This window comes from Corallococcus sp. AB032C, from assembly GCF_003668935.1.
In the GTDB taxonomy this organism is placed as follows: Bacteria; Myxococcota; Myxococcia; order Myxococcales; family Myxococcaceae; genus Corallococcus; species Corallococcus exiguus.
This window is the reverse complement of record NZ_RAWP01000029.1, coordinates 41,163-64,003: the sequence shown is the minus strand read 5'-3', so window position 1 is coordinate 64,003 and position 22,841 is coordinate 41,163. Positions and strand designations below refer to the sequence as shown.

The following is a 22,841-nucleotide window of genomic DNA, read 5'->3' as shown; positions in this document are numbered from 1 at the left end:
TCAGTTGGGCTGCGCGCCGGTCTTCAGGAACTCGACCGCCTGGTTCTGGGCGTTCGCGCTGTAGACCAGGAAGCTGTGGCCCCTCGACGACTCCGACGCGGGGAACATGTACGAAGCCACCGTGCGGGGGGCGTCAGTGCGGTTGGCCGCGTTGATCAGCGCCAGCGTGTTCGCGTTCGGGATGACCGTATCGTCCGCGATGTACTGGATGAACGCGCGGTGCACGGCGGGGTCCGCACCGGCCGCCACGTTGTTCTCCAGCAGGTACGCGTAGTTGCGCGCGTCCGCCGGGTCCAGGATGGTGTTCGCCAGGCCGATGAACGTGTCGAACGCCGGCATGCCCGGATTGATGCCCGCCGTGGCGAGCTGGCCCAGGAATGCATCGCGCTGCGGCTTGAAGTCGGGCGCGGTCAGCAGCACGCCGGCCAGGTTGCCACCGGCCACGTTGAGCACCGAGCGGTGCACGCGCGGGGACACCGCGGTGGACATGGTGCCCATGATGCCGCCGAGGCTCTGGCCCACGTAGTCCACCTGGGCCGCGTTCAGGCCGCCCACGGCGTCGGACAGCTCCTTGCTGGCCAGCACGCGCAGGAACTGGCTGAAGTCCACCACGTGGTGGCGGAAGTTGTCGCGCGTGGTGAACAGGTTGCCCAGGTTCAGGAAGTTCCATGCGGAGATGACCGGGACGCCCTGCGCGCTGCGCTTGAAGTCACCGCCCTCGCACTTGTTGTCCGCCATGCACTGGCCCTGCGTAATCACGTTGGCGCAGTACACCTCGCCGTTCGGCACGCCCGGCGGCAGCGCCGCGGCGCTGCAGTCCGCGCGGGCCGCGTCCGTGCGCGCCACGCAGCGGCCGTAGGACGGGCTGGCGGGGCTGTTCTCGCAGCGCTGGGTGGCGGGGTCGGCGCACGCGCCGTCGTCGCCCACCGAGCCCGTGGTGCCCAGCACCGTGGCGGAGCCCACGCAGCTGGTGCGCTCACCGTGGTAGACGGCGTCCATCGCGGCCACCGCGTAGCCCGCGCCGTTCAGCGTGTTGGCCACGCCGAGCACCGCGGTGCGGTTGCTGGTCAGACCGTGGCCGAACACCGCCACCGGCCAGCCGCCGGTCGGCACCGTGCCGGTCGGCACGAACAGCATGAACGGGTAGCGCGTGGGGCGCGGCTCGGCGGGGTTCAGCGTGCCGAAGGGGCCCGTGAGCAGCCACGGCGTGTTGGCCCGCACCTCGTAGACCGCGCCGACGTTGGCGGACGCGAACCCGGCCCCGCCCATCGCGGCCTTGACCTGCGACGTGACGGGGAAGGCGGAGATGGGCGCCGCGGGCGTCCCGTAGACGCCGCCGGGCAGCGTGTACAGCTGCTGCAGGACGGACGTGGTGCTCTGGGTGGTGAACGACCAGCCCAGCGCGACCTTGGAGCGCGGCAGGCCAGCGGCCGCCAGCGCGTCGAAGAACGGCTTGTGGGCCGCGCGCACCGGCTCCAGCGCCTGCGCGAGCGCGTCCGGCACGGAGGAGATGGTGCTCTTGCCGTTGGCGAACACCGGGTTCGCCAGGCGCATCAGCGCGAACGCCGTGCCCGGGGCGACGTTGCGGCCCTTGGTGTCCTTCAGGTCCGTGGTCAGCACCGCGCCGTACTGGGTGGCGCCATCCAGCGGCGCCTTCGGGACGATCTGCAGCTGCTGCGGGACCTCGACGATGCCCGCCGCGCCCACGCTGGTGCCGCAGTCACCGCTCTTCTCCACCAGGCAGGGAACCACGTCCGGCTTGGTGCCCTTGTCCAGGTTGGACAGCTTGAAGAACTTCACGCCCGCGGCCAGCGACGCCGCGTCCACGCGCGGGGCCGGGCCGTCCGAGGCCACGCGGAACATGGTGCCGTCCAGCACGCCCTGCGCGTCGCCGTTCTCCGTGACGATGGCGCCCGTGGTGGAGAAGCCGTCCAGCGTGTTCAGGCCGTTGAACAGGTCCTGCTGCAGGCCCGGCGTCGTCGGGACGGGGAAGTTCAGGTGCGCCGCCGCGGTGGCCGTGGCCGGCACGCGCAGCAGGTCGTTGGGGAAGGGGATGATGGTGGGAACGCGATCGGTGGCCGCCAGATTGATGGTGGCATCCGGCTGGTTCACGATGCTGAAGGTCCAGATGAGGACGATGTCCTCACGCTTGAACCCCTGCGGCGCCAGGGCCTTGTCGAAGACCTGCTTGTAGCCCAGGCGCAGCTGCTCCAGCTGCAGCGACTTGGCGGTCTGGTCCGCCAGGCGCTTGGCCGGGTCCGTCTCCGCGGAGGGGATGAGCTCCGTGGCCGGGCCGCAGTCCGGCGAGGTCAGGTCCTCGCAGGTGACCAGCGACTTGTCGGAGTTGATGAAGGCCCACGTGGCCGACCCGATGATGGGGTTGCCCGAGTTCGTCTTCAGGCCGTTCTCACCGCCGACCAGCGCCACCGCGTAGCGCGAGCCCTTCGGCCACGCCGGCAGGCCCGTGTTGATGTCCACCGGGGGGATGATGTTGAGGAGGTCCGTGTCCTCGTTGTACGCGAGCGTCGGCGTCACCGGCTTCGTCGCCAGCGGCGTGCCCGCGTACATGTCGATGAAGATGACCGTCTTCGGGCTCACCGAGCTCGGATCCAGGTCCTTGATCTTGGTGTTCGCGATGGCGGACGTGGGGAAGCCGTTGAGCGAGTTCAGGTAGTCGCGCGTGAACTCCTGCTCCGCCGCGGACGCCGCCGGGTTGATCGGCGCCTGAACCTTCTTCGTCTGCTGGTTGATGGCCAGGTCGTTGGGGGAGGGAACCACGGCGGGAGACGCCGAGGGGTCGAACTCCGCCAGGCCGACGTTCAGATTCGGAGCCTCCTGCGCAATCTCCGGCGTGCAGGCGACAGCTCCTAGGGCCATGGCCCCGAGGAACAACTGTTTCTTCATGGTGGGAATCCCCTCCAGCCCAAGGTGAACTGCTGGAAACAAGTCAGTGAGTAGCACGCCCTCCCCCGGTCACAAAGTGAGAGGGATTGACGCGCCGAGTCAGCTATGGGGTTCCCACGCGTGCACGCGGGTGGACGTCTCACGCGGCGTGCGCGGCACGAGGGCGTGACGCGCCAGGGAACGCGGATACGCTGCCGCTCATGAAACGACTGCTGACTGTGTTGGCGATGACCGTGGCGATGGGCGCGAGCGCGGAGGAGGCCGGAGGGCTGACGTGGAGCGCGCCGACGGAGTGGGCCGCCCAGCCTCCTCGGCCGATGCGCGCGGCGACGTACAAGGTGCCCGCCGCGAAGGGAGACGCGGAAGACGCGGAACTGGCTGTCTTCTACTTCGGGCAGGGGCAGGGCGGCGCGGTGGACGCGAACGTGAAGCGCTGGGTGGCGCAGTTCCAGAAGCCCGACGGCAAGCCCCTGGAGGACAAGGACGCGAAGACGAAGCAGGAGAAGGTGAACGGGCTGCCCGTCACCACGGTGGAGGTGAAGGGCACGTACGCGGGCGGCGGTCCCATGATGGGGCCTTCCGCGCCCAAGCCGAACTTCAAGCTGCGCGGCGCCATCGTGGAGGGGCCGGAGGGCGCCATCTTCTACAAGCTCACCGGGCCGGAGAAGACGGTGAACGGCGCGGAGAAGGGCTTCCGCAAGATGGTGGAGTCGGTGAAGCCCGCGCCGAAGAAGTAAGGGCGGGCAGGCGGATCCGCGAAGGCACCGGGACCCCTTCGCGGACGTCGGCAAGCGGATTGCTAAGGCCTTCCGGCACACGGCGCCCGAACGCCGAGCACCGGAGGCCTCACGTGTCGATGTGCCGCAGCCCTGAGTTCCAGAACCTCGTCTCCCACGCCATCACCCTGTTCCCGGAGGACACCGTCCTGGGAGCGCTCCAGCAGATGTACCGCCACGGCGTGCAGCTGCTGCCCGTGGTGGAGGGGCGTGGGGGCGACCTGCTGGGCGAGGTGACGGAGGACGAGCTGCACCGCGTGGCCCGTCGCCGTCCGCTGGCCCGGCTGGCTGAAATTCTGACCGTGAAGGCGCTGGCGGCGCCGGAAGAAACGACCGTGGAGACGGCCGCCCCGCTGCGGCTGGCGGCCTCCAGCGGCTGGCTGCACTGAAGTGCCTCTTGGCGCCCATCCGGCGCGGGGGAGGGGAAGCCCTTTGGCCAGTCCGGCTGACCGCTGGTGGACACCGGCCCTTGCCCAAAGGGCTGGCAGCCAACACCTCCTCGTGTGACTGGCGGCTGTCTGACGACTCGTACTGGCGGGCGGGCTGCAATCCCGGAAGGAGGTCAACAGCCTGTTGGCGGTGCCCCCGGCTTTCCGTCGAGGGCGAGGAGGCGGGTCATGAAGGCAGTGGCGATCATCCTGGCGGCGGGCAAGGCCCGGCGGATGTCCCACCCCAAGGCGCTCATCGAGCATGAAGGGGGCAAGAGCTTCCTTCAGTCGTTGGCGTCCACCTTCGGAAAGGCGGGGTGCGGGGTGCTGGGCGTGGTGGGCAGCGACGAGGAAGCGGTGCGCGAGCAGCACCCGAGCCTGGAGCTGGTGACGAGCAGGGACTGGGAGAAGAGCCTGCTGGCGTCGGTGAAGGCCGGGTTGGAGGCGGCCCTGGCCGAGGACGCGGACGTGGTGCTGGTGCATCCGGTGGACATGCCGGCCCTGCGCGTCACCACCGTGAAGTCCATGCTCAAGGACATGGAGCGCGGCGGCACCGACGCCGTCATGGTGCTCCGGCCGGAGTACGACAACGCCACGGGCTGGCCGGTGGTGCTGTCGAAGGGCGCGGCGCGCAAGCTCATTGAGGCGGAGGGCGAGGACCTGGAGGCGGCGCTCAAGACGCTCAATCCGCGCCGCCTGAACGTGAAGGACCCCGGCGTCATCGTGAACGTCAACACGCCTGAAATCTACGGGCGCGTCTTCAGCACGGAGGTGAAGCTGGCCCCGCCGCCCAAGCGGCGCGTGAAGCGCCCGGGCGTGTCCAACGGCTCCGGGGCGGACACCACCCCGGCGTCCTACGCGGCGTCGTCGGAGGAGTAGCCCCGACGCGAAGACTCCCGGGGCCCGCACGGTGCGCGGCGACCCCGGGAGTTTTTACTTCAGCCTTCCGGCCTTCAGAACGACAGGCCCAGGCCCAGGTAGGGGCCGGTGAAGTTGTCAGCGTGCACCACGCCGTCCAGGTGGCCGCCGTCGCTGAGGTACAGGGTGCGCCAGCCGCCGCGCAGGTTGAGGGCGCCCAGGTGCAGCGCCAGTCCGGCCTGCATGTCCACCTGGCGGTGCGGGAAGGGCACCACCTGGATGCGCGCCTCCACGTCGAAGGGCGACGGGCCGATGCACGCCTCCAGCGACGCGGCGAGGCTGGGGCCCACGAAGATGGCGTCCGGGGCGTGCGCGCTGGCGATGCCGGCCTCCATGCGGAAGCGGCCGCGCTCGGTGGACCAGGGAGAGAGGGTCAGGTGCGCGTCCAGCAGCGTCAGCCGGTCCGTGTCCGCCGAGCCGTCATCCGACTCCAGCGCGATGCCGCTGACGCGCGCGTCCATGCCCCAGCGCTGGCCGTCCAGGGCCATGAAGAGGTCCAGCGCGCCGCCCACGTCGCCGAAGCTGTTGCCCTGCACGTTCAGGTGCACGAGCGGCGCGGGCCGGGGCGCGCGGGTGCCGCGGGGCGTCTCCGCGCGCGCGCGGCGGTGGTAGCTGGCCGGGCCGGAGAGGAAGAGCACGTCGAACCAGCCGATGCCGACGCCGGAGGAGCGCACGCTGGAGCGCACCGGCGCGTCCGAGGGGCGGCCCACGGGCGTGGCGCGGTGCTCCTTCTTGCCGTCCTTGTCGTCGGAGTCCTTCGAGTCGGAGGTGTTCGGCTTGGAGCGCTTGCCAAAGCGGGCCTCGGCGGGCGCGGACCCCAACAGGACAGCGACGGCGAGCGCGGCACACAGCGTCTTCCAGAAGCCCACGGCGACCTCTCCTCTTCATGGGCCCACGGGATGGGCCGCGGCATGTGGACGCCTGCTCGCCCGGAATATTCAACCCTCATCACCCCCGGTGAAACCAGGGCCCCGGGGATGGGGGGTGGTGTCCGGAAGGGGGCATGTGCACCCCCGGACACGCGGGTGCTTCAGAAGGCCAGACCGGCGCCGGCGTAGGGGCCCACGAAGCTGTCGATGTGCTGGATGCCGTCCACCCGGCCCGCGTCGTCCAGGACGAGGCCGCGCACGCCGCCGCGCACGTTGAGGGCGCCCAGGTGCAGCGCGATGCCCGCGCTCGCGTCCAGCTGCCGGTAGGTGCCGGCCGTGCCCTGCACGCGCGCCTCCAGGTCCAGCGGGCCCGCCACGCAGACCTCCAGGGAGGTGGCGAGGCTGGGGCCCACGAAGAAGACGTCCGGCGCGTGGGCGGTGGAGAGGCCGCCCTCGAGGCGCCAGCGCACGCGGTCGGTGGACACGGGCGCATAGGTGATGTGCAGGGTCGCCAGGCGGATGTCGTCCGTGCCGCGCGTGCCGTCGTCGGTGGGCAGCACCAGCTGCGTGCCCTGCACGGCGATGCCCAGCGCCTCGCCCTCGATGCCCAGGAACGCGTCCCCGGCGACGCCGCCGCCCATGATGCCCCCGTTGACTCCCGCGCGCAGGCTGAGCGGCTGGGCGTTGCGCTGCTGCTGGACGACCACGGGCCGCGGGTCGGAGGTCTCCGCGACGACGCTCAGCACCTCCGCGGCCGCCACGATGGCGTTGCCGTAGAGGTGAGCGGAGTACGAGGGCCGGTCGCGAGGGGCCGAGCGGTAGGCGTAGTTTTCGTTCCGCGAGTTGGAGCGGATGGGCGTGGCGGCGTGGACCCGGGAGCCCCTGTCGTCGCGCTTGGAGTCGCGCTTCTTGTCCTCCTTCTTGTTCTCGGAGCTGTCCGAGGACTTCTTGCCGAAGCGGGCCTCCGCGGGAGACGCGGCCAGGAGGAGGCCGGCGGCGAAGGTGGCGCACAGGGCGGGGCGGAAGGCGGACACGGGAGGCTCCGAGGCAGGGGCGAGGTGGAAACCCTCTGCACCCCTGGACGGGCAGCCAGGCGTTCTATTCACTCCGCGTCCCGCGCGTCAGCGCTGCGCTGTCTTCTTCCCCTTGGCCTTCGCCAGGCGCTTCATGGGCCGCGGCGGCGGCTCCGTGCGCGCCACGGCCGCGCTCTCCGGTGTCACCGGCGTGGGGAACACCCGCAGCGTGACGCGCCGGTTGCTGGCGCGGTGGGGCGGGCTGTCATTGGGCACCAGCGGCCGGTGCGCGGCGTGGCCCGTGGCACTCAGGCGCTCCGGAGCCAGTCCCTCGCGCTCACCCAGCTGCCGTACCACCACCACGGCCCGCGCGGTGGACAGCTCCCACGCGGTGGTGGCGGGAGCCCCGGCCGCGGAGGGGAGCACCTCGTCGGTGTGGGCCTCCACGGCCACCCGGTGGTCGGCGAGCGGGCCCCGCAGCACCGCCGCGGCCTGCTTCAACACGGCGGCGCCCTCCGGCGTGAGTGACGTCGTGGTGGGAGCGAAGAGGAGCCGCTCGGACAGCTCCACGCGCAGGGCGTCGTCCTCCAGCGCCACGGCCACGTCGCCCGCCTGGAGCGGATCCTTCAGCGTCCTGCCCAGCGATTCGAGCGCCGCCTCTCGCTTCGTGTGCTGCGCCTCCGCGCTCTTCGCCTGGAGCTCCGCCGCGGCGCCGCCCCACTCCTGCGCCTGCTGCTGACGCTCCAGCGCGCGCAGCCGCCGCTCCATGGCCTGACGGAGCGTCTGCAACCGCGCGACGTGGGTTTCGGACTCGGTGGCTTCGTGCTCCAGCTGCGCGCTCCGGGCCTCCAGCGCGTGGAGCGAGCGCGAGCCCAGCCACGCGCCCGTGGAGGCCACCACCACCGCGACCGCCAGCAGCCCCCAGGGCAGCCACCGCCAGCGTCCGAGCGCTGCTGTCGTTCGCGCGTCGTCCATGGCCCTGAAGGGTAATGTCCCCCCGGGTGTGGGCGGCAAGGTGGCGCCGTGCGACATGCGCCCGCCTGCTTCAGCCCGGGGCCGCCCCGGACGGTTTCTTCCACCGGGGCAGGTGCAGCACGAAGCGCGAGCCGGGCCCGCCCTCTGGCGGCGTCTCCACGAACAGGTCTCCGCCGTGCGCGCGGGCGAGCTGCCGGGAGATGTAGAGGCCCAGGCCCAGGCTCGCGCGTGTGTGCTCGCCGCTGTTGCGCGTGAAGCGCTCGAAGATGCGCTCGCGCGCGTCCGGAGGGATGCCGGGGCCCCAGTCTCGCACGGCGATGATGGCCTTCTCCCCGTCGCGCTCCACGTACAGCTCCACCGGCAGGCCCGGCGCGTACTTCATCGCGTTGGTGAGCAGGTTCATCAGCACCTGCTCCACGCGCGGCCGGTCCGCCAGCGCCACCACCGGCGCGTCCGCGTGCACCACCGCCACGCAGCCCGCGGTGGCCAGCGCCTCCTCCATCCGCGCCACCAGCGCGTGCACCAGCGAGGACAGCTCCACCGCGCCCAGCTCCAGCGCCATCTGCCCCGTGCCCAGCCGCGCCACGTCGAACAGGTGTGTCACCAGCCGCGCCAGCCGGTCCGCCTGCCGGAGCGCCCCCGACAGCCCCTGGCCCAGCCGCTCGGATTCGTCCGACGGCAGCTTGTCCACCGTGCGCTGCAGCGACGACAGCTGCAGGTGCAGCGCGGACAGGGGCGTGCGCAGCTCGTGCGTCGCCACCGCCACGAACTCGTCGCGCGCGGCCACGGCATGCTCCGCCTGCCGGTACAGCCGCGCGTTGTCCACGGCCAGCGCCGCGCGCCAGGCCAGGTCCTCCAGCTGCGACAAGTCCCGCATGCCGAAGCGCCGCGTGGGCGAGCACGTCGCCGCGCTCACGATGCCCAGCGTGCGCCCACGCGCCATCAGCGGGACGATCATCACCGAGCGCGGGCTCAGTCCGTCCAACACCTCCCGGTGCGCGTCGTTGACGGCGAAGGCGCGCATGGCGGCTTCGTCCACCTCCGCCACCAGCTCCGCGCGCCCCGTCTCCAGCACCCGGCGCAGGACGGTGTGCGCGCCGGGGGGCGGCGCGTAGGGCATGGACTTCTCCAGCTGGGCCTGGAGCGTGTCGCTGCGGGCGCGGCGCTCCACGCGCTCCAGGTGCTCGCCGTCCTCGCCCAGCATGTCCACCAGGCAGTAGTCCGCCAGCTGCGCCACCACCAGCTCCGCCACGTTGCGCACGGTGGTGCGCCAGTCCAGGGACGTGGCCAGCCGGGTGGCGGCGTCCGTGAGGAAGCGCAGGTGGGTCTCCATGCGGCGCTGGTCGGTGATTTCGCGCACCACGCCGCCCACGCCCAGCAGCTCCGTGCCGGAGCGCACGGGGAAGTACGTGGCCAGGAAGGTGCGCGGCTCCGGGCCCACGACGTACTCCACCGGGTCGTCCACCACGGCCACCTCCGACTCCAGCACCTGGCGCAGCAGGTCCTCGATGGGGGCGCCCGCCGGGCCCATCAGCTCGCGGGGGGTGAGGCCCAGGTGCTTCTCCAGGGGGATGCCGTTGTTCTCCGCGACGACCTTGTTGAGCCGCACGTAGCGCAGGTCCTGGTTCACGAAGCCCATGCCCACCGGGGACGCGGCGAAGAAGGCCTCCAGCATGGCCGCGGACGCGTCGCGCTCACGCAGGGCCTCGCGGGCCTCGCGGTACAGCCGGGCGCTCTCCACCGCCAGGGCGGCGCGGCGCGCGAACTCCGTGGCGTAGCCCAGGTCGCGCTTCGTGTAGAGGCGCGCGGGCGACGCGGAGACCAGGTTGATGATGCCGAAGCGCCTGCGTCCCACCGCCAGGGGCAGGAGCATGGACGAGCGCGGCGCCAGCGCCTCCAGCAACTGGCGGTGCTCGGACGAGAGGGACACCGCGTCCAGCCACGGGGGCGTGATGTCCGCGATGAGCACGGGCTTGCCCCGCGCGAACACCCGGGCGAGCGGCGAGTCCGAACCGGCCTGTGGTGGGAAGGACAGGGTCTGGTCCAGCAGCGACTGCTTCCTCGGGTCCCTCGCGCTGACCGCGAGCCGGTGCAGCGCGCCGTCCGACCCCAGCACGTCCACCATGCAGTAGTCCGCCCACTCCAGCGTGGCCAGCCGCGCCACGGCCTTGAGCGTCGTCTCCCAGTCCAGGGACTCGGCGAGCAGCCGGCTCGCCTCGCTGACGAAGAACTCCGCGCGCTCGGTGGCCTTGCGCTCGGTGATGTCCACGTTGATGTTCACCGCGCCCACCAGGCCGCTCTCCGCCGAGTACAGCGGCGCGGACGAGTTGAGGATGGTGCGGCGCGCGCCGTCCCTCCCGACGATGTCCACCTCCTCGTTGGAGACGGTCTGCCGGGTGCGCAGCGTGCGCGCCACGGCCCACTCCTCGCCGCGCAGGCGCCTGCCGGTGCCGGGCCAGTACGCCTCGAAGGTGCCGAAGTGCTCCAGTTGCATCCGCGCCAGCGCGGCCTGGCCCCACAGCGCGCTCGCTGCGGCGTTGGCCGCGAGCAGGCGCCCCGCCGTGTCCACGATGACCACCCCCACCGGCAGCAGGTGCAACACCGTGCGCAGCCACTCCTGCGGCACGGGTGTGGACTCCGCCAGAAAGGTGCCAGTCGGCTCGGACATGGGCGCGGAGCCCCCCTCCCCCGCGGGAGGCTCTACGGTGGGGGTGGCGGGGGACCGGGACCACCCGACCCGGGTTCCATCCGGCTTTCCGGGAGTTGGCACCGGCCTCCACCCGGAGGCAGGGCAGGGGGCTTGATTCGGAGCGGCCGACGGGGCGTCATTCGGGGCTTTCGTTCACGGCCGCGCTTCCAAGCGGCCGGGCTGCAAGGACAGGTGGATGGGAATCGCGTGCGTGGTGCTGGACTTCGATGGGACCTTCACGGACGTGCTGGCGGAGGGCGAGCCCTTCCTCAAGCACTTCCAGGACGCGCTGTACGGGGTGCTGGGGCAGGACGCGTCCCAGGCGTGGGCGGAGGAGGTCGCCGCGCTGCATGAGGGCGTGGACCAGTACGGCTGGGAGGTCGCGGGGCGCATCGTGGCGCCGGCCACCGCGGACCCCTACCTGACGGCCACCTGCACCGCGCACCGGCTGCTCAAGCGCTTCGGCAAGGGCGACGACGAAGTGGCGCGCACGGACACGGTGCAGACGCTGTACCGGGAGGCGTACCGGCACTCGGCCACGGCCTTCAAGGCGGAGGCGAAGGAGGTGCTGGAGGCGCTGCTCGCCACGGGCCTGCCCGTGTCGGTGGTGACGAACGCGCATACGGAGCTGGTGGAGGCGAAGCTGGACAAGCTGGCCCCCAAGGGCCGCGAGCGGCTGAAGGTCTTCGGCGACGCGCGCAAGTTCCAGCTGGAGGACACGGAGCCGAAGGACGCGCGCTTCGACGTGCTGCCGGAAGCGCTCCACCTGGACGGCGTGCTGGGCCGGCCGGTGTACCTCAAGCGCGGGCGCTACTTCTCCGCGCTCAAGCGCATCTGGGACGCCACGCACACGGGCCCGGAGTCCACGCTCGTCGCGGGTGACATCTTCGAGCTGGACCTGGCCATGCCCGCCGCGCTGGGCGCGCACGTGCAGCTGGTGGAGCGCGCCAACGTGATGCCCTACGAGCGCGCCGCAGTGCAGCGCCTGGGCACGCGTGGCAGCGCGGACAAGAGCCTGCGCGCCATCCTGCCCCGGCTGCGCTGAAGGGGCGCGGTGGCCCACCGCGGGCAAACGAAAAGCCCCGCCTCCCTTCTGAAGGGAGGGCGGGGCTGTCCGTCAAGGCACCGCGCGTGGGGCGCGAAGCTTAGACCTTGGCGCCCGGGGTCGCCTGGAACAGGTCGTTGAACTCGGTGAACGCCTTGTTGATGTTCGCCTTGATGTCGGCGGTCAGCTCGCGCTTGGCGACCAGGTCCTGGACGATGTTCGGGTACTTGCTGTCCACGAACTCCAGCATCTCCTTCATCCAGCGGACCACGTCGCCCACCGGCACCTGGCGGATCCACCCGCGCTTGCCCGCGTCGTCCTTGTTGGTCGCGGCGTAGATCTGGATGACCTGACGCTCGACGGAGAGCGGCTCGTACTGGCCCTGCTTGAGCAGCTCCACCATGCGGGCGCCGCGCGCCAGCGTCTCCTGCGTGGCCTTGTCCAGGTCGGAGCCGAACTGGGCGAAGGCGGCCAGCTCGCGGTACTGCGCCAGCTCCAGCTTCATGGAGCCCGCGACCTGCTTCATGGCCTTGATCTGCGCCGCGGAACCCACGCGCGACACGGAGAGACCGACGTTGATGGCCGGACGGACGCCGGCGAAGAACAGGTCCGTCTCCAGGAAGATCTGCCCGTCGGTGATGGAGATGACGTTCGTCGGGATGTAGGCGGACACGTCACCCGCCTGCGTCTCGATGATGGGGAGCGCCGTGAGGGAGCCCGCGCCCTCCTCGTCGGACAGCTTGGCGGCGCGCTCCAGCAGGCGGCTGTGGATGTAGAACACGTCGCCCGGGTACGCCTCGCGGCCCGGCGGGCGGCGCAGGAGCAGGGACAGCTGGCGGTACGCCACGGCCTGCTTGGAGAGGTCGTCGTACACGATGAGGCCGTGCATCTTGTTGTCGCGGAAGTACTCGCCGATGGCGACGCCCGCGTACGGCGCGAAGTACTGCATGGGCGCCGGGTCGGACGCGTTCGCCGCGACGACCACCGTGTACTCCATGGCGCCGTACTTGTTCAGCTTCTCCACCACCTGCGCGACGGTGGACTGCTTCTGCCCGATGGCGACGTAGACGCAGTAAACGCCCAGGCCCTTCTGGTTGATGATGGCGTCGATGGCGACGGCCGTCTTGCCCGTCTGGCGGTCACCGATGATGAGCTCGCGCTGACCGCGGCCCACCGGCACCAGCGCGTCCAGCGCCTTGATGCCCGTCTGCAGGGGCTCGTGCACGGACTTGCGCTTCACGATGCCGGGCGCCTTCACCTCCAGGCGGCGGTGCTCGGTGGCCTCGATGGGGCCCTTGCCGTCCACCGGCTGGCCCAGCGCGTTCACCACGCGGCCCAGCAGGCCCTTGCCCACCGGCACGGAGGCGATCTGCCCGGTGCGCTTCACGACGTCACCCTCGCGGATGTCCTTGAACTCACCCATGATGGCGACGCCGACGTTGTCCTCTTCCAGGTTGAGGACCAGGCCCTGCACGCCGTTGGCGAACTCCACCAGCTCACCGGCGAGCGCGCCCTCGAGGCCGTACACGCGGGCGATACCGTCGCCCACGGACAGCACGGTGCCGGTCTCGGCGACGGTGACCTTCTTGCCGTAGTCCTTGATCTGCTCCCGGATGATTCTGCTGATCTCGTCGGCGCGGATTTCCATGGGCGTCTAGCGTCCTTGCGGAGGGGGCGGCCTGAGGAAACGGGGATGGCCGCCGCGAATCTTGATGTACCGGGTGGCCCCCTATCACGGGCACCGGGACTCTCGCAACGCGCCACGCGCCAGGGCCTTCCCCCACCCCCGCACCCCTTTATCGCGCACGTAAGCAGGCACCCCGGACGTGAGGGGCCCCGCCCGCCCGCAAGCCCAGGGAGCCCAGCGCCAGGCCCGGCTTCAGGCGCCGGATGAGGAGAGGCCGTCCTCGCGGGGCAGCCACACGATGAAGCGGGTGCCGTCCGCCGCCCCCGACTCCACGGAGATGCGCCCGCCATGGGCCAGGGCAATCTGCCGCACGATGAAGAGCGACAGCCCCAGCCCGTCATCCGCGGAGCACAGGGCGCGGTGCTTGAACGGCTCGAAGAGGGTGCCCTGGTACTCCGGCGGCACCCGGCAATCCGGGTCGTGCACCTGCACCGTCACGCCGTCGAAGCGCCCCGTCAGTTGGAGCACCACGGATGAGGACACCGGGCCGTGGTGCAGGGCGTTGCCCACCAGGGAATCCATCAGCTGGACGAGCCGCTCGCCGTCCCAGGTGCCCTTCAGGTCGCCGCTGGCGACGAGCCGCAGGTCGCGGTCCGGGTGGGCCCGCTGCCGGTCCGCCAGCACGCGCTCCGCCAGCTGGCCCAGGTGGACGGAGGAGGGGTGCACGGGCAGGCCGTTGGACAGCCGGGCGCGGGTGAAATCCAGCAGCTGGCGGATCAGCCGTTCCACCCGGCGCACGCCCTGGCCCACCCGTCCTACCTGTTCGGTCAGGCCTTCCGGCATCGCCGGAGCGTGCTGGAGGGCGAGCACGTCGCACTGGAGCGACTGGAGCGGGGCCTTGAAGCCGTCCCCCGCCGCGTCCAGGAACTGGTCGCGGAAGTGCTCCATCCGCATCAGGCGCTCCTCGGCGGCCTTGCGGATGCTCACGTCCCACACCGCGCCCATGCGCACCGAGCGGCCCTGGAACGTCGCCGGCCGGCCCATGACCTCCACGGGGATGCGGCGGCCGTCGCGGTGGAGCACGGCCAGCTCGTACGGGGCCTCCACGCCGCGGTCCATCACGTCGCGCGCGGGGACGCGGAACTCCGGCGCCACGCAGTCCAGGATGTTCCGGCCGATCAGCTCCGCCGTCTCGTAGTAGCCCATCAGGCGGCCCAGGCCGGGGCTGATGTCCAGGAACTGCCCGCGGTCGTGGAAGAAGTACCCGTCGCAGGAGATCTCCACGATGGAGCGCATGTGCTCCTCGCTCGCGCGCAGCGCCGCCTCCTCACGCAGGCGCGCGGAGCTGTCCCGCAGGAGCAGCAGCACGCCGGACGAAGGGGCCGCCGGCATGGCGCTCACGGTCAGGTGGCGCAGCGTGCCCACCTCGCCGAAGCGGCCCGACACCAGCTCCTCCGCTACGCGCTCACCGGACTGCGCCCGCGCCAGCAGCGGAGACAGCGGCGGCGCCAGGCCGGGCCACGCCTCCGAGAGGAAGCGACCCACGCACAGCTGCGCCGGGCGGCCACACAGCGAAGCCAGCAGGTCGTTCATCCAGACGAGGCGGGAGTCCCCGTCCACCAGCGCCACCCCCCAACCCGGCGCGTTGAGCAACGCACCCAGAAAGGGCAGGGTTTCCTCGGGAACCCCCAGGGACGGAAGGGCTCCGGGAAGCCGTTGGAACACAGGCTGCGGCATGGGCGGGTGGTCTCGGAAAACGCGGGCTTGTCCGCGTTGCCCAGAAGTATACCCATTCCCAGAGCCGACGGGAAATACAGGTTTGACTAGGACTGCGGGGCAACCCTGACAACCCGGCACGTCAGCCGCACCGGGAGTGGGTGCGGTGTTACTTCAGCTCGCGGCGCAGCTGCTCCAGCTGGGTGCGCAGGGTGCCGTCGTAGAGGGTGCCACCGACCTGCGCGGCCACACCGCCGAGCAGGGACGGATCCACCTTGGTCTCCAGCACGACGTTGCGCTGGGTCAGCTGCTGGAGCGACTGCTGGAGCTGGGTGAGGGCGTCCGCGGAGAGCGGGGCGGCGCTGGTGACCTGGCCCCGGACGCGACCCGCGCGGGCGTCCGCCATGTCGCGGTAGAGCCGGGCGATGTCGGGCAGGTAGCCCAGGCGGTTGCGGTCCACCAGCAGGCGCAGCGCGTTGGCGAGCGCGGGCTCCGCGGGGGAGGGCATGGCCTGGAGCAGGGCCTCCACCACGCTGTTGCGCTGGGCGCGGCTGTAGGCGGGGTTGAGCAGCACGTCCGACAGGTCGGGGCTCTTGCCCACGACGGCGGCGAAGGCGTTGAGCTGCTCGGCGACGGCGTCGGTGCGGTTGCCTTCCGCTGCGACGTCGAGGATGGCGCGGGCGTAGCGGCGGGCGATGGAGACGTTCACCATGACGCTGGCGCCCTTAGCATGGGGCGTCCCTGGCGGCAATGATGCCGGTGCCATGCGTTGGATCTCCGTGGCCGCTTGGGGCCTCCCGAGGTCTGGAGAGAGCGGGCGGGGAAGCGTCCCCGGGTGTGTACTGGTGGCCGCCCCCGGGCCCTTGAAGGCAGGCCGGCGCCCGGCAACGGACGGCCGAGGTGCGACAGGACTTGGCGGAAGTGGGCGCTTACCCGTAGCGTGGGCCCCACCCTCGCCATGCAAGAACCTGTCATCGGCATCGACCTGGGCACCACCAACAGCGTCGTCGCGACCGTGGAAGACGGACGCCCGCGCCTCATCCCCTCGCGCGCGGGAGGACGCCTCACGCCCTCGGTGGTAGGCCTCACCCGGGCGGGCGACCGCCTGGTGGGGCAGCCGGCCCAGGCCCTGGGGGAGGAGCACCCGGACGCGGTGGTGTGGGCCACCAAGCGCTTCCTGGGACGCCGCTACACGCCAGAGCTGGTGCAGCAGGCGAAGGCAGTGGTGCCGTATCCCCTGGTGGCCGGCCCCACGGGCGACGTGCGCGTGAAGCTGTCCGGCCGCGTGCTGCCCGCGACGCAGGTGTCCGCCTTCATCCTGGGCGAGCTGCGCCTGGACGCGCAGGCGCACTTCGGACGCGACGTGCGCAAGTGCGTCATCACCGTCCCCGCGAACTTCGACGACAACCAGCGCCAGGCCACGCGGGAAGCGGCGGCCATCGCGGGGCTGGAGGTGGTGCGGCTGGTCAACGAGCCCACCGCGGCGGCGCTGGCGTACGGCCTGTCCCGCGGCTTCGAGGGCAGCGCGCTGGTGTTCGACCTGGGCGGCGGCACCTTCGACGTGTCCATCCTGGACGTGAAGGCGGGCGTCTTCGAGGTGAAGGCCACGGGCGGCGACCACGCGCTGGGCGGCGAGGACTTCGACCAACGCATCGTCCAATGGCTGCTGGCGCAGGTGGAGGACGCCTTCCAGGAGGCGGTCTCCAAGGACGCGCAGTCGCTGCGGCGCTTGAAGGTGGCGGCGGAGGCGGCCAAGCGCGAGCTGACCGAGTCCGAGGAGGCCCTCATCTCCGTGTCCGGCCTGGGCGACCACACGGCGGGCGTGAAGCGCTTCACCGAAATCAACACCGCGCTCACGCGCAGCTTCTTCGAGACGCTGTCGGAGCCGCTGTCGCGCCGCTGCCTGGACGTCTGCAAGAGCGTGATGGCGGAGGCGCGGATGGATCCGCGCTCGGTGGACGTGGTGCTGCTGGTGGGAGGGATGACCCGCGTGCCGCTGGTGCGCCGGCTGGTGGCGGACTTCTTCGGCCGCGCGCCCTCCACGGACGTGCACCCGGACGAGGCCGTGGCGCTGGGCGCCGCGGTGCAGGCGGACGAACTGGTGCGCCAGGCGGGGCAGGCGCTGCTGCTGGACGTGGCCAGCCAGAGCCTGGGCGTGGGCGTGATGGGCGGCCGGGTGAAGCGGCTCATCCCCAAGAACACGGGCGTGCCCGTGGTGGCGAAGGACATCTTCTTCCCGGGCACCTCCGGCCAGTCCGAGGCGCGCATCCCCGTGTACCAGGGGGAGAGCGAGTTCCAGGACGAGAACCACAAGCTGGGCGAGGTGGTCCTCAAGAACCTGCACGTCGCCAACCGCGGGGAGACGCCGCTGGAGGTCGTCTTCGAGTTGTCCGGCGAGGGCATCCTCTCCGTGCAGGCCACCGACCTGACCTCTGGCCACATGGAGCTGGTGCGCCTGGAGGCCCGGGCCGGTCTGCCGCAGGGCGAGGCGGAGAAGCTGGGCCAGGAGCAGTCCCACTACGCCCAGGCGCAGGGCGTGGTGGACGCGCGCAAGGCGGAGGAGACCTTCCGCAAGCTGCTGGAGCGCGGGGAGAAGCTGGCCCGCCTGCTCCAGCAGAGCGCCCGGGAGAACCCCAGCCCGGAGGCCGAGTCCGCCGTGGGCACCGTGCAGCAGCTGCTGGTGGGCGGCAAGGACGCGCTGGCCGCCGGTGACGCCGCGCAGTGCGCCCTCATTGCCCGTCAGCTCACGAAGTTGTTGTCCGGCCGCGCGGAGCCCCGCGGCTGACGTCCCCCGGCGCACGGAAAAGGCGTCCACCAGCTCACGTTGTGGCGCCGGGTCCGTGGTGCCTTCCCTGGAGTCCGCGTATCTCCGGGAGTCATGACGACCCCCGGCTTTTCTCCTCGCCCGAGAGATCTGGTCTTCGTGGTGGACGACTCGCGGACCGCGCGGGACGTGATGCGGCTGCACCTGTCGCGCATGGGCTGTGACGCGGTGGGGCTGGAGGGGGCGGATGCGTGCCTGGCGGAGCTGGCGCAGCGGACGCCGGCGCTCATCCTGATGGACCTGCACCTGGAGAAGCTCCAGGGGGACGAGGCCTGCCGCCTGGTCAAGGCGCACCCCGCGGGGCGCAACGTCCCGGTGGTGATGTTCACCGCAGCGGACGAGCCCCATGAGGTGATGCACTGTGGGCGCGCGGGCGCGGACGACTTCCTGCCCAAGCCGGTGAGCCAGGAGGCGCTGGCGGCCAAGGTTGCCGCGGTGCGGCTGTCTCGCGAGCGCGCCTGGACGGGCCCTCCGCGCGGCCGGGGCGTGCTGCTGGTGGAAGGCGGCCGGTTCCTGCACACCTTCCTGGGCGGAGCGCTGGAGCACGAGGGGATGCACGTGCTCTACGCCAAGGACCTGGACGACGCGGCGGCGCAGGCCGTGGCCCAGGGCGAGCGGCTGGACGGCTTCGTGGTGGATGTGTCGCGGCTGCCTCGCGAGGCCCTGTCGCTGGCCACGCGCCTGCGTGAGCAGTTCCCACGCAAGCCGCTGGTCCTGATGTCGCGGGTGGAGGAGGCGCCGGACGTGCTGGAGCGCGCGCAGGAGCTGAGCGGCGCGCCGCTGCTTCTCAAGCGGCAGCTGGGCGCTGACGAACTGCTGGCGAAGGTGCTGGCGCGCCTGTCGCAGGGCACGCTCCCCTTGAGGGCCGCGGAGCGGGTGCCCTTCTTCACCGTGGTGGAGTTCAACACGCCGGGAGGCCCCACCCTCAGCGGCTTCAGCCATGACGCCAGCCCCCAGGGCCTCTTCGTGCGCACCCTCACGCCCGCGCGCGAGGGCTCGCGCCTGTCCCTGCGCCTGGTGATGGCCGGCCAGCGCACGCCCTGCGAGGCGCAGGCGGTGGTGGCGTGGTGCAACCCGCCCGGGATGGGGAGCGCGTTCCGCTCGCAGACGGGCATGGGCCTGCGGCTGGAAGGCATGGACGCGCAGCTGCAGCAGCGCTTTGTGCGCTTCGTGCCCCAGTCCCTCGGTTTTCCCACCGCCAGTCCCGTGCGCGCCTCAGGTTTCTGAGAGCGGCGGGTGACCCCGCGCGCCTCCCAACCCCCCGCAATCACGGACAGAAGCGACGGGATTCTCCCCTGGCATGGGCGTGGCAAAGCGCCGAGCCCCGCGAGGCAGTCGACTTTCGAGGGAGGATTCACGCATGCGTCTACGTCTTTTCGGAACGGTGGGGCTCACGCTCCTGGCGGTGGGGTGCGGTGACGGCGGGAACAAGGCCCCGGAGGGCCTGGACAACGAACCCGTGCAGCAGTCGCTGAAGCTGGAGACCTTCAACGACTGCTCGGCGCTGGAGCGGTACATCGAGGACACCGCGACGAAGCAGATGCGCGCGAGCCTGGAGCAGCAGAAGCCCGGTTACTGGGAGCGCTTCGGCCGGGGTGGGCGCGGCGGCGTCGTCTTCGGGCCGATGCCCGCGGAGGACTCGGCGGGGGGCGGCGTGAACGCCGGCGGCGGCAGCCAGGCGCCGAATGACTCCACCGGCACCAACAACCAGGTGGAGGGCGTGCACGAGTCGGACTTCGTGCAGAACGACGGCACGCGCATCTTCGTGCTGTCGGGCAACCGGCTGTACGCGCACCGCTCGTGGCCCGCGGAGCAGCTCACGCTGGCGGCGACGATGGAAGTGGAGGGCTGGCCCCGGGAGATGCTGCTCGACGAGAAGAACCGGCTGGTCATCGTCTCGCAGGTGGCGCTGGCGCTGCCGGGCACTCCGACGAAGGTGGGCGGGGGCGTGGGCGGAGGCATGGTGCCGGTCGCGGACATGGCCTGCTACGGCTTCGGCTGCGGCTACTACAACGCGGACAGCACCAAGGTGACCACGGTGGACGTGTCGGACGTGGCGCACCCCACGGTGGTGGATCAGGTCTACCTGCCCGGCGTCTTCAACCAGGCGCGCCGCGTGGACAGCAACGTGCGGCTGGTGCTGTCGGACGCGTTCCGCTGGCCGGAGGACGTGAAGTTCTGGGTGGAGTACTCGGAGGACCTCTACAAGGACGAGGGGAAGCTCACCAAGACCCTCGACGCGCTCATCGAGCAGAACGAGAAGCTCATCCGCGCGAACACGCTGGACCAGTGGCTGCCCTCGGGCAAGCACGTGGACGCGGCCGGGGTGACGACGGCGCTGCCCACGTCCTGCGGTGACTTCTACCGGAGCAACGCGCCGTCCGCGCTGGGCTTCGTGACGGTGGCCTCGCTGGACCTGGACGCGCGCACGGCGGCGCCGGGGCGCACCAGCCTGGTGGCGGAGCCGGGCACGGTGTACGCGTCCAAGGAATCGCTGTACCTGGCGCACTCGCACTACTGGTGGTGGCCGCAGCCGGGGCAGAAGGACTTCACCTACCTGCACAAGTTCGACCTGAGCCAGCCGGGCCGCGCGGTGTACGCGGGCTCCGGCACGGTGGAGGGCACGCCCGTCAACCAGTTCGCCCTGGATGAGTACGAGGGCGTGCTGCGCATGGCCACCACGGTGACCACGCGCCTCCCGGAGCCGGAGCACCAGGACTGGTGGTGGGGCCGCACCACGACGGCCAGCCGCGTGACGACGCTGGGCGTGAAGAACGGGCAGCTGGCGGAGCTGGGCCGCAGCGAGGACCTGGCCGAGGGCGAGCGCATCTTCAGCGCGCGCTTCGCGGGCCCGCGCGGCTACGTCGTCACCTTCCTCCAGGTGGATCCGCTCTTCACCTTCGACCTGAGCGACCCGGCGCATCCGCGCAAGGTGGGCGAGCTGAAGGTGCCCGGCTTCTCCACGTACATGCACCCGGTGGGCGACCACCACCTGCTGACGATGGGCATCCACACGGAGCCCAACGGCGGCTGCTGCGGCACGAGCACCCTGAAGCTGTCCCTCTTCGACGTGAGCGACCTGGCGAACCCCAAGGAGGCCGCCACGCAGCTGGTGGGCGAGGCCTACGGCTGGAGCGAGGCCCTCTACGAGCACAAGGCCTTCAACTACTTCGCGGCCAAGGGGCTGGTGGCCATCCCGTTCACGGACTACTCGAGGTCCTACTCGTCCTATGAGAACTACTGGCAGGGCTTCCGCACGGAGCTGCGCGTGTTCCGGGTGGACCTGGCGGCGGGCATCTCCCCGGTGGGCGCGGTGCCCATGTCGGACCTGTTCAAGACCACGGGCATGCCGCAGTGGAGCTACTACTACGTGCCGGACGTGCGCCGCAGCGTGATGGCGGATGACTACGTCTACGCCATCAGCGACGCGGGGGTGCGCGTGTCGAAGGTGGACAGCCTCCAGACGCCGCTCGTCACGGTGCCGTTCCCGGTCAGCACTCCCTGACGCAGGCGGGCGGGCGGTCAGACGGGGGGAGGGGGATTGCGTCGCTTGCACCAGCGCAATCCCTTCCCTATAGGCCCCGTCATGCCGCCCGAAGCCGTAGAGCCCTCCGTGTCGTCCTCTCCCCCGGCCCGCGGCGCGAAGGGGGAGCTGCGCGCCCTGCTACGGCTGGCGATTCCCCTGTGCATCGCGCAGGCGGGCCAGTCCCTGATGGGCGTGACGGACACCTTCATCGTCGGCCGGGCCGGTACGTCCGCCCTGGCGGCGGTGGGCCTGAGCCACGCCCTCTTCTTCGCCGTCAGCAGCTTCGGCATGGGGCTGATGATGGGCGTGGACCCGCTGGTGTCCCAGGCCATTGGCGCCGGCCACCCGCGCCGCGCTCGGGACGTGCTCTGGCAGGGCGTGTGGCTGTCCGCCTTCGTGGGCGTGGTGCTGTGGGCGGTGCTCATCACCGTGCCGGCCGGCCTGCCGTGGGTGGGCGTGGCGGAGGAGCAGATCGTCCAGGTGCGCGCCTTCCTGCACTTCCGAGCGCCCAGCCTGCCCCTGATGCTCATCTTCCTCACGGTGCGCGCATACCTGCAGGCCATCGGGACGCCCCGGCCGCTGGTGGTGTCCGCCGTGCTGGCCAACATCATCAACGTGATGCTGGTGCCGCTGTTCGTCTTCGGAGGCGAGTCGTTGCCCGAGTGGGCGGGGCCGCTCACCCACGTGCCGGCCATGGGCGCGGCGGGCGCGGCGCTGTCCACGCTCCTGTGCACGGCGCTGGAGGTGCTCATCGTCGCGCGGGCGGTGCAGGCCATCCCCGTGCCGGGCACGCCGTCACGCAGGCCGGTGAAGGCGGACCAGCTGCGGGCGTTCCGGGTGGGGCTGCCCATTGGCCTGCACATCGCGGCGGAGGTGGGCGTCTTCGCGCTGGCGGGCGTGCTGTCCGCGAAGCTGGGACCGGAGAGCGTGGGCGCGCATCAAATCGCCATCTCCTTCGCCAGCCTCACCTTCACCATGGCGCTGGGCATCGGCAACGCGGGCAGCGTGCGGGTGGGCTGGGCCGTGGGCGCGCACGACACGCCCCAGGCCCGGAGGAGCGGGCTGATGGCCTTCGCCCTCGGCGCGGGGGTCATGTCGCTCGGCGGGCTCGTGTTCGCGCTCTTTCCCCAGGGTCTGGCGAAGCTGGCCGGGGCCCCGCCGGAGGTGCTGCCGCTGCTGCTGCCCCTGCTGATGGTGAGCGCCATCTTCCAGGTCTTCGACGGCGTGCAGGGCGTGGGCGCGGGCGTGCTGCGCGGCGCCGGCCAGACGCGCTTCACCTTCGTGGCCAACATCGTGGGCCACTACGCCGTGGGCCTGCCCCTGACCCTGCTCCTGGGCTTCCACCTGGGCATGGGCGTGCTGGGCATCTGGTGGGGCCTGTGCGCGGGGCTCATTGCCGTGGCCGCCGCCGTGCTGTGGCGCTTCTGGCGCGTCAGCGCTGGCACCCTCCGGCCCCTGGAGGGTTGATGGGGATTGTCGGGGTGTAAAATTCCAGCGTGGGGAAAAGTTCCAAGAATCTGGGAAACGGCCG

At 71.4% G+C, this 22,841-nt stretch carries 16 protein-coding genes; 8 read left to right on the top strand and 8 right to left on the bottom strand.

Annotated elements, in window-relative coordinates:
• Window positions 1-2,904, bottom strand: a complete 2,904-nt coding sequence (locus D7X99_RS15400) for a hypothetical protein (RefSeq protein WP_121778474.1) — start codon at window positions 2,902-2,904, stop codon at window positions 1-3.
• Window positions 2,905-3,104: 200 nt separating this feature from the next.
• Here D7X99_RS15400 and D7X99_RS15395 point away from each other — a divergent pair, with 200 nt between their 5' ends.
• The 3 genes from D7X99_RS15395 to D7X99_RS15385 all read left to right on the top strand — a co-directional run bounded on the left by D7X99_RS15395 (window position 3,105) and on the right by D7X99_RS15385 (window position 4,987).
• The gene (locus tag D7X99_RS15395) at window positions 3,105-3,641 is read left to right on the top strand and encodes a hypothetical protein (RefSeq protein ID WP_169827488.1); all 537 of its coding nucleotides are present in this window, start codon (window positions 3,105-3,107) and stop codon (window positions 3,639-3,641) included.
• A 119-nt stretch (window positions 3,642-3,760) separates the two neighbouring features.
• Window positions 3,761-4,069, top strand: coding sequence for a CBS domain-containing protein (locus tag D7X99_RS15390; RefSeq protein ID WP_121778472.1), 309 nt, complete (start codon window positions 3,761-3,763; stop codon window positions 4,067-4,069).
• A 228-nt stretch (window positions 4,070-4,297) separates the two neighbouring features.
• Window positions 4,298-4,987 (top strand): NTP transferase domain-containing protein, encoded by a 690-nt coding sequence (locus tag D7X99_RS15385; protein WP_121755070.1) that lies wholly within the window; start codon window positions 4,298-4,300, stop codon window positions 4,985-4,987.
• A gap of 74 nt (window positions 4,988-5,061) precedes the next feature.
• On the opposite strand, the gene D7X99_RS15380 is transcribed toward D7X99_RS15385, so the two are convergent.
• From D7X99_RS15380 to D7X99_RS15365, 4 genes are all read right to left on the bottom strand, one after another.
• Window positions 5,062-5,895 (bottom strand): hypothetical protein, encoded by an 834-nt coding sequence (locus tag D7X99_RS15380; protein ID WP_121755069.1) that lies wholly within the window; start codon window positions 5,893-5,895, stop codon window positions 5,062-5,064.
• A 161-nt stretch (window positions 5,896-6,056) separates the two neighbouring features.
• Entirely contained in the window at window positions 6,057-6,929 is an 873-nt protein-coding gene (locus D7X99_RS15375; protein ID WP_121755068.1) for a hypothetical protein, read from the bottom strand.
• A gap of 87 nt (window positions 6,930-7,016) precedes the next feature.
• Complete coding sequence (locus D7X99_RS15370) at window positions 7,017-7,883, bottom strand: OmpA family protein (RefSeq protein WP_121755067.1); 867 nt, start codon at window positions 7,881-7,883, stop codon at window positions 7,017-7,019.
• Window positions 7,884-7,953: 70 nt separating this feature from the next.
• The gene (locus tag D7X99_RS15365; protein ID WP_121778471.1) at window positions 7,954-10,551 is read right to left on the bottom strand and encodes a PAS domain-containing protein; all 2,598 of its coding nucleotides are present in this window, start codon (window positions 10,549-10,551) and stop codon (window positions 7,954-7,956) included.
• A 217-nt stretch (window positions 10,552-10,768) separates the two neighbouring features.
• Between D7X99_RS15365 and D7X99_RS15360 the strand changes: the two genes are divergently transcribed.
• Window positions 10,769-11,617: an HAD family hydrolase gene (locus D7X99_RS15360; RefSeq protein WP_121778470.1), complete on the top strand. Its 849-nt coding sequence runs from the start codon at window positions 10,769-10,771 to the stop codon at window positions 11,615-11,617.
• 100 nt (window positions 11,618-11,717) lie between these two features.
• Here the strand turns inward: D7X99_RS15360 and atpA are convergent, their stop codons facing one another.
• The 3 genes from atpA to atpH form a co-directional block, all read right to left on the bottom strand.
• Window positions 11,718-13,265 (bottom strand): F0F1 ATP synthase subunit alpha, encoded by a 1,548-nt coding sequence (atpA, locus tag D7X99_RS15355; RefSeq protein WP_121778469.1) that lies wholly within the window; start codon window positions 13,263-13,265, stop codon window positions 11,718-11,720.
• A gap of 231 nt (window positions 13,266-13,496) precedes the next feature.
• Window positions 13,497-14,981: an ATP-binding protein gene (locus D7X99_RS15350; RefSeq protein WP_121778468.1), complete on the bottom strand. Its 1,485-nt coding sequence runs from the start codon at window positions 14,979-14,981 to the stop codon at window positions 13,497-13,499.
• A 148-nt stretch (window positions 14,982-15,129) separates the two neighbouring features.
• Window positions 15,130-15,672: an ATP synthase F1 subunit delta gene (gene atpH / locus D7X99_RS15345; RefSeq protein WP_121778467.1), complete on the bottom strand. Its 543-nt coding sequence runs from the start codon at window positions 15,670-15,672 to the stop codon at window positions 15,130-15,132.
• Between the two features lie 246 nt (window positions 15,673-15,918).
• Between atpH and D7X99_RS15340 the strand changes: the two genes are divergently transcribed.
• The 4 genes from D7X99_RS15340 (at window position 15,919) to D7X99_RS15325 (ending at window position 22,777) form a co-directional block, all read left to right on the top strand.
• Window positions 15,919-17,745: an Hsp70 family protein gene (locus tag D7X99_RS15340; protein ID WP_121778495.1), complete on the top strand. Its 1,827-nt coding sequence runs from the start codon at window positions 15,919-15,921 to the stop codon at window positions 17,743-17,745.
• Between the two features lie 93 nt (window positions 17,746-17,838).
• Window positions 17,839-19,011: a TIGR02266 family protein gene (locus tag D7X99_RS15335; protein ID WP_120599751.1), complete on the top strand. Its 1,173-nt coding sequence runs from the start codon at window positions 17,839-17,841 to the stop codon at window positions 19,009-19,011.
• Window positions 19,012-19,144: 133 nt separating this feature from the next.
• A complete protein-coding gene (locus tag D7X99_RS15330) occupies window positions 19,145-21,289 on the top strand; it encodes a beta-propeller domain-containing protein (protein WP_121778466.1) in 2,145 nt (714 codons plus the stop codon).
• Between the two features lie 81 nt (window positions 21,290-21,370).
• Window positions 21,371-22,777, top strand: a complete 1,407-nt coding sequence (locus D7X99_RS15325; RefSeq protein ID WP_121778465.1) for an MATE family efflux transporter — start codon at window positions 21,371-21,373, stop codon at window positions 22,775-22,777.
• The last annotated feature ends 64 nt before the right edge of the window (window positions 22,778-22,841 follow it).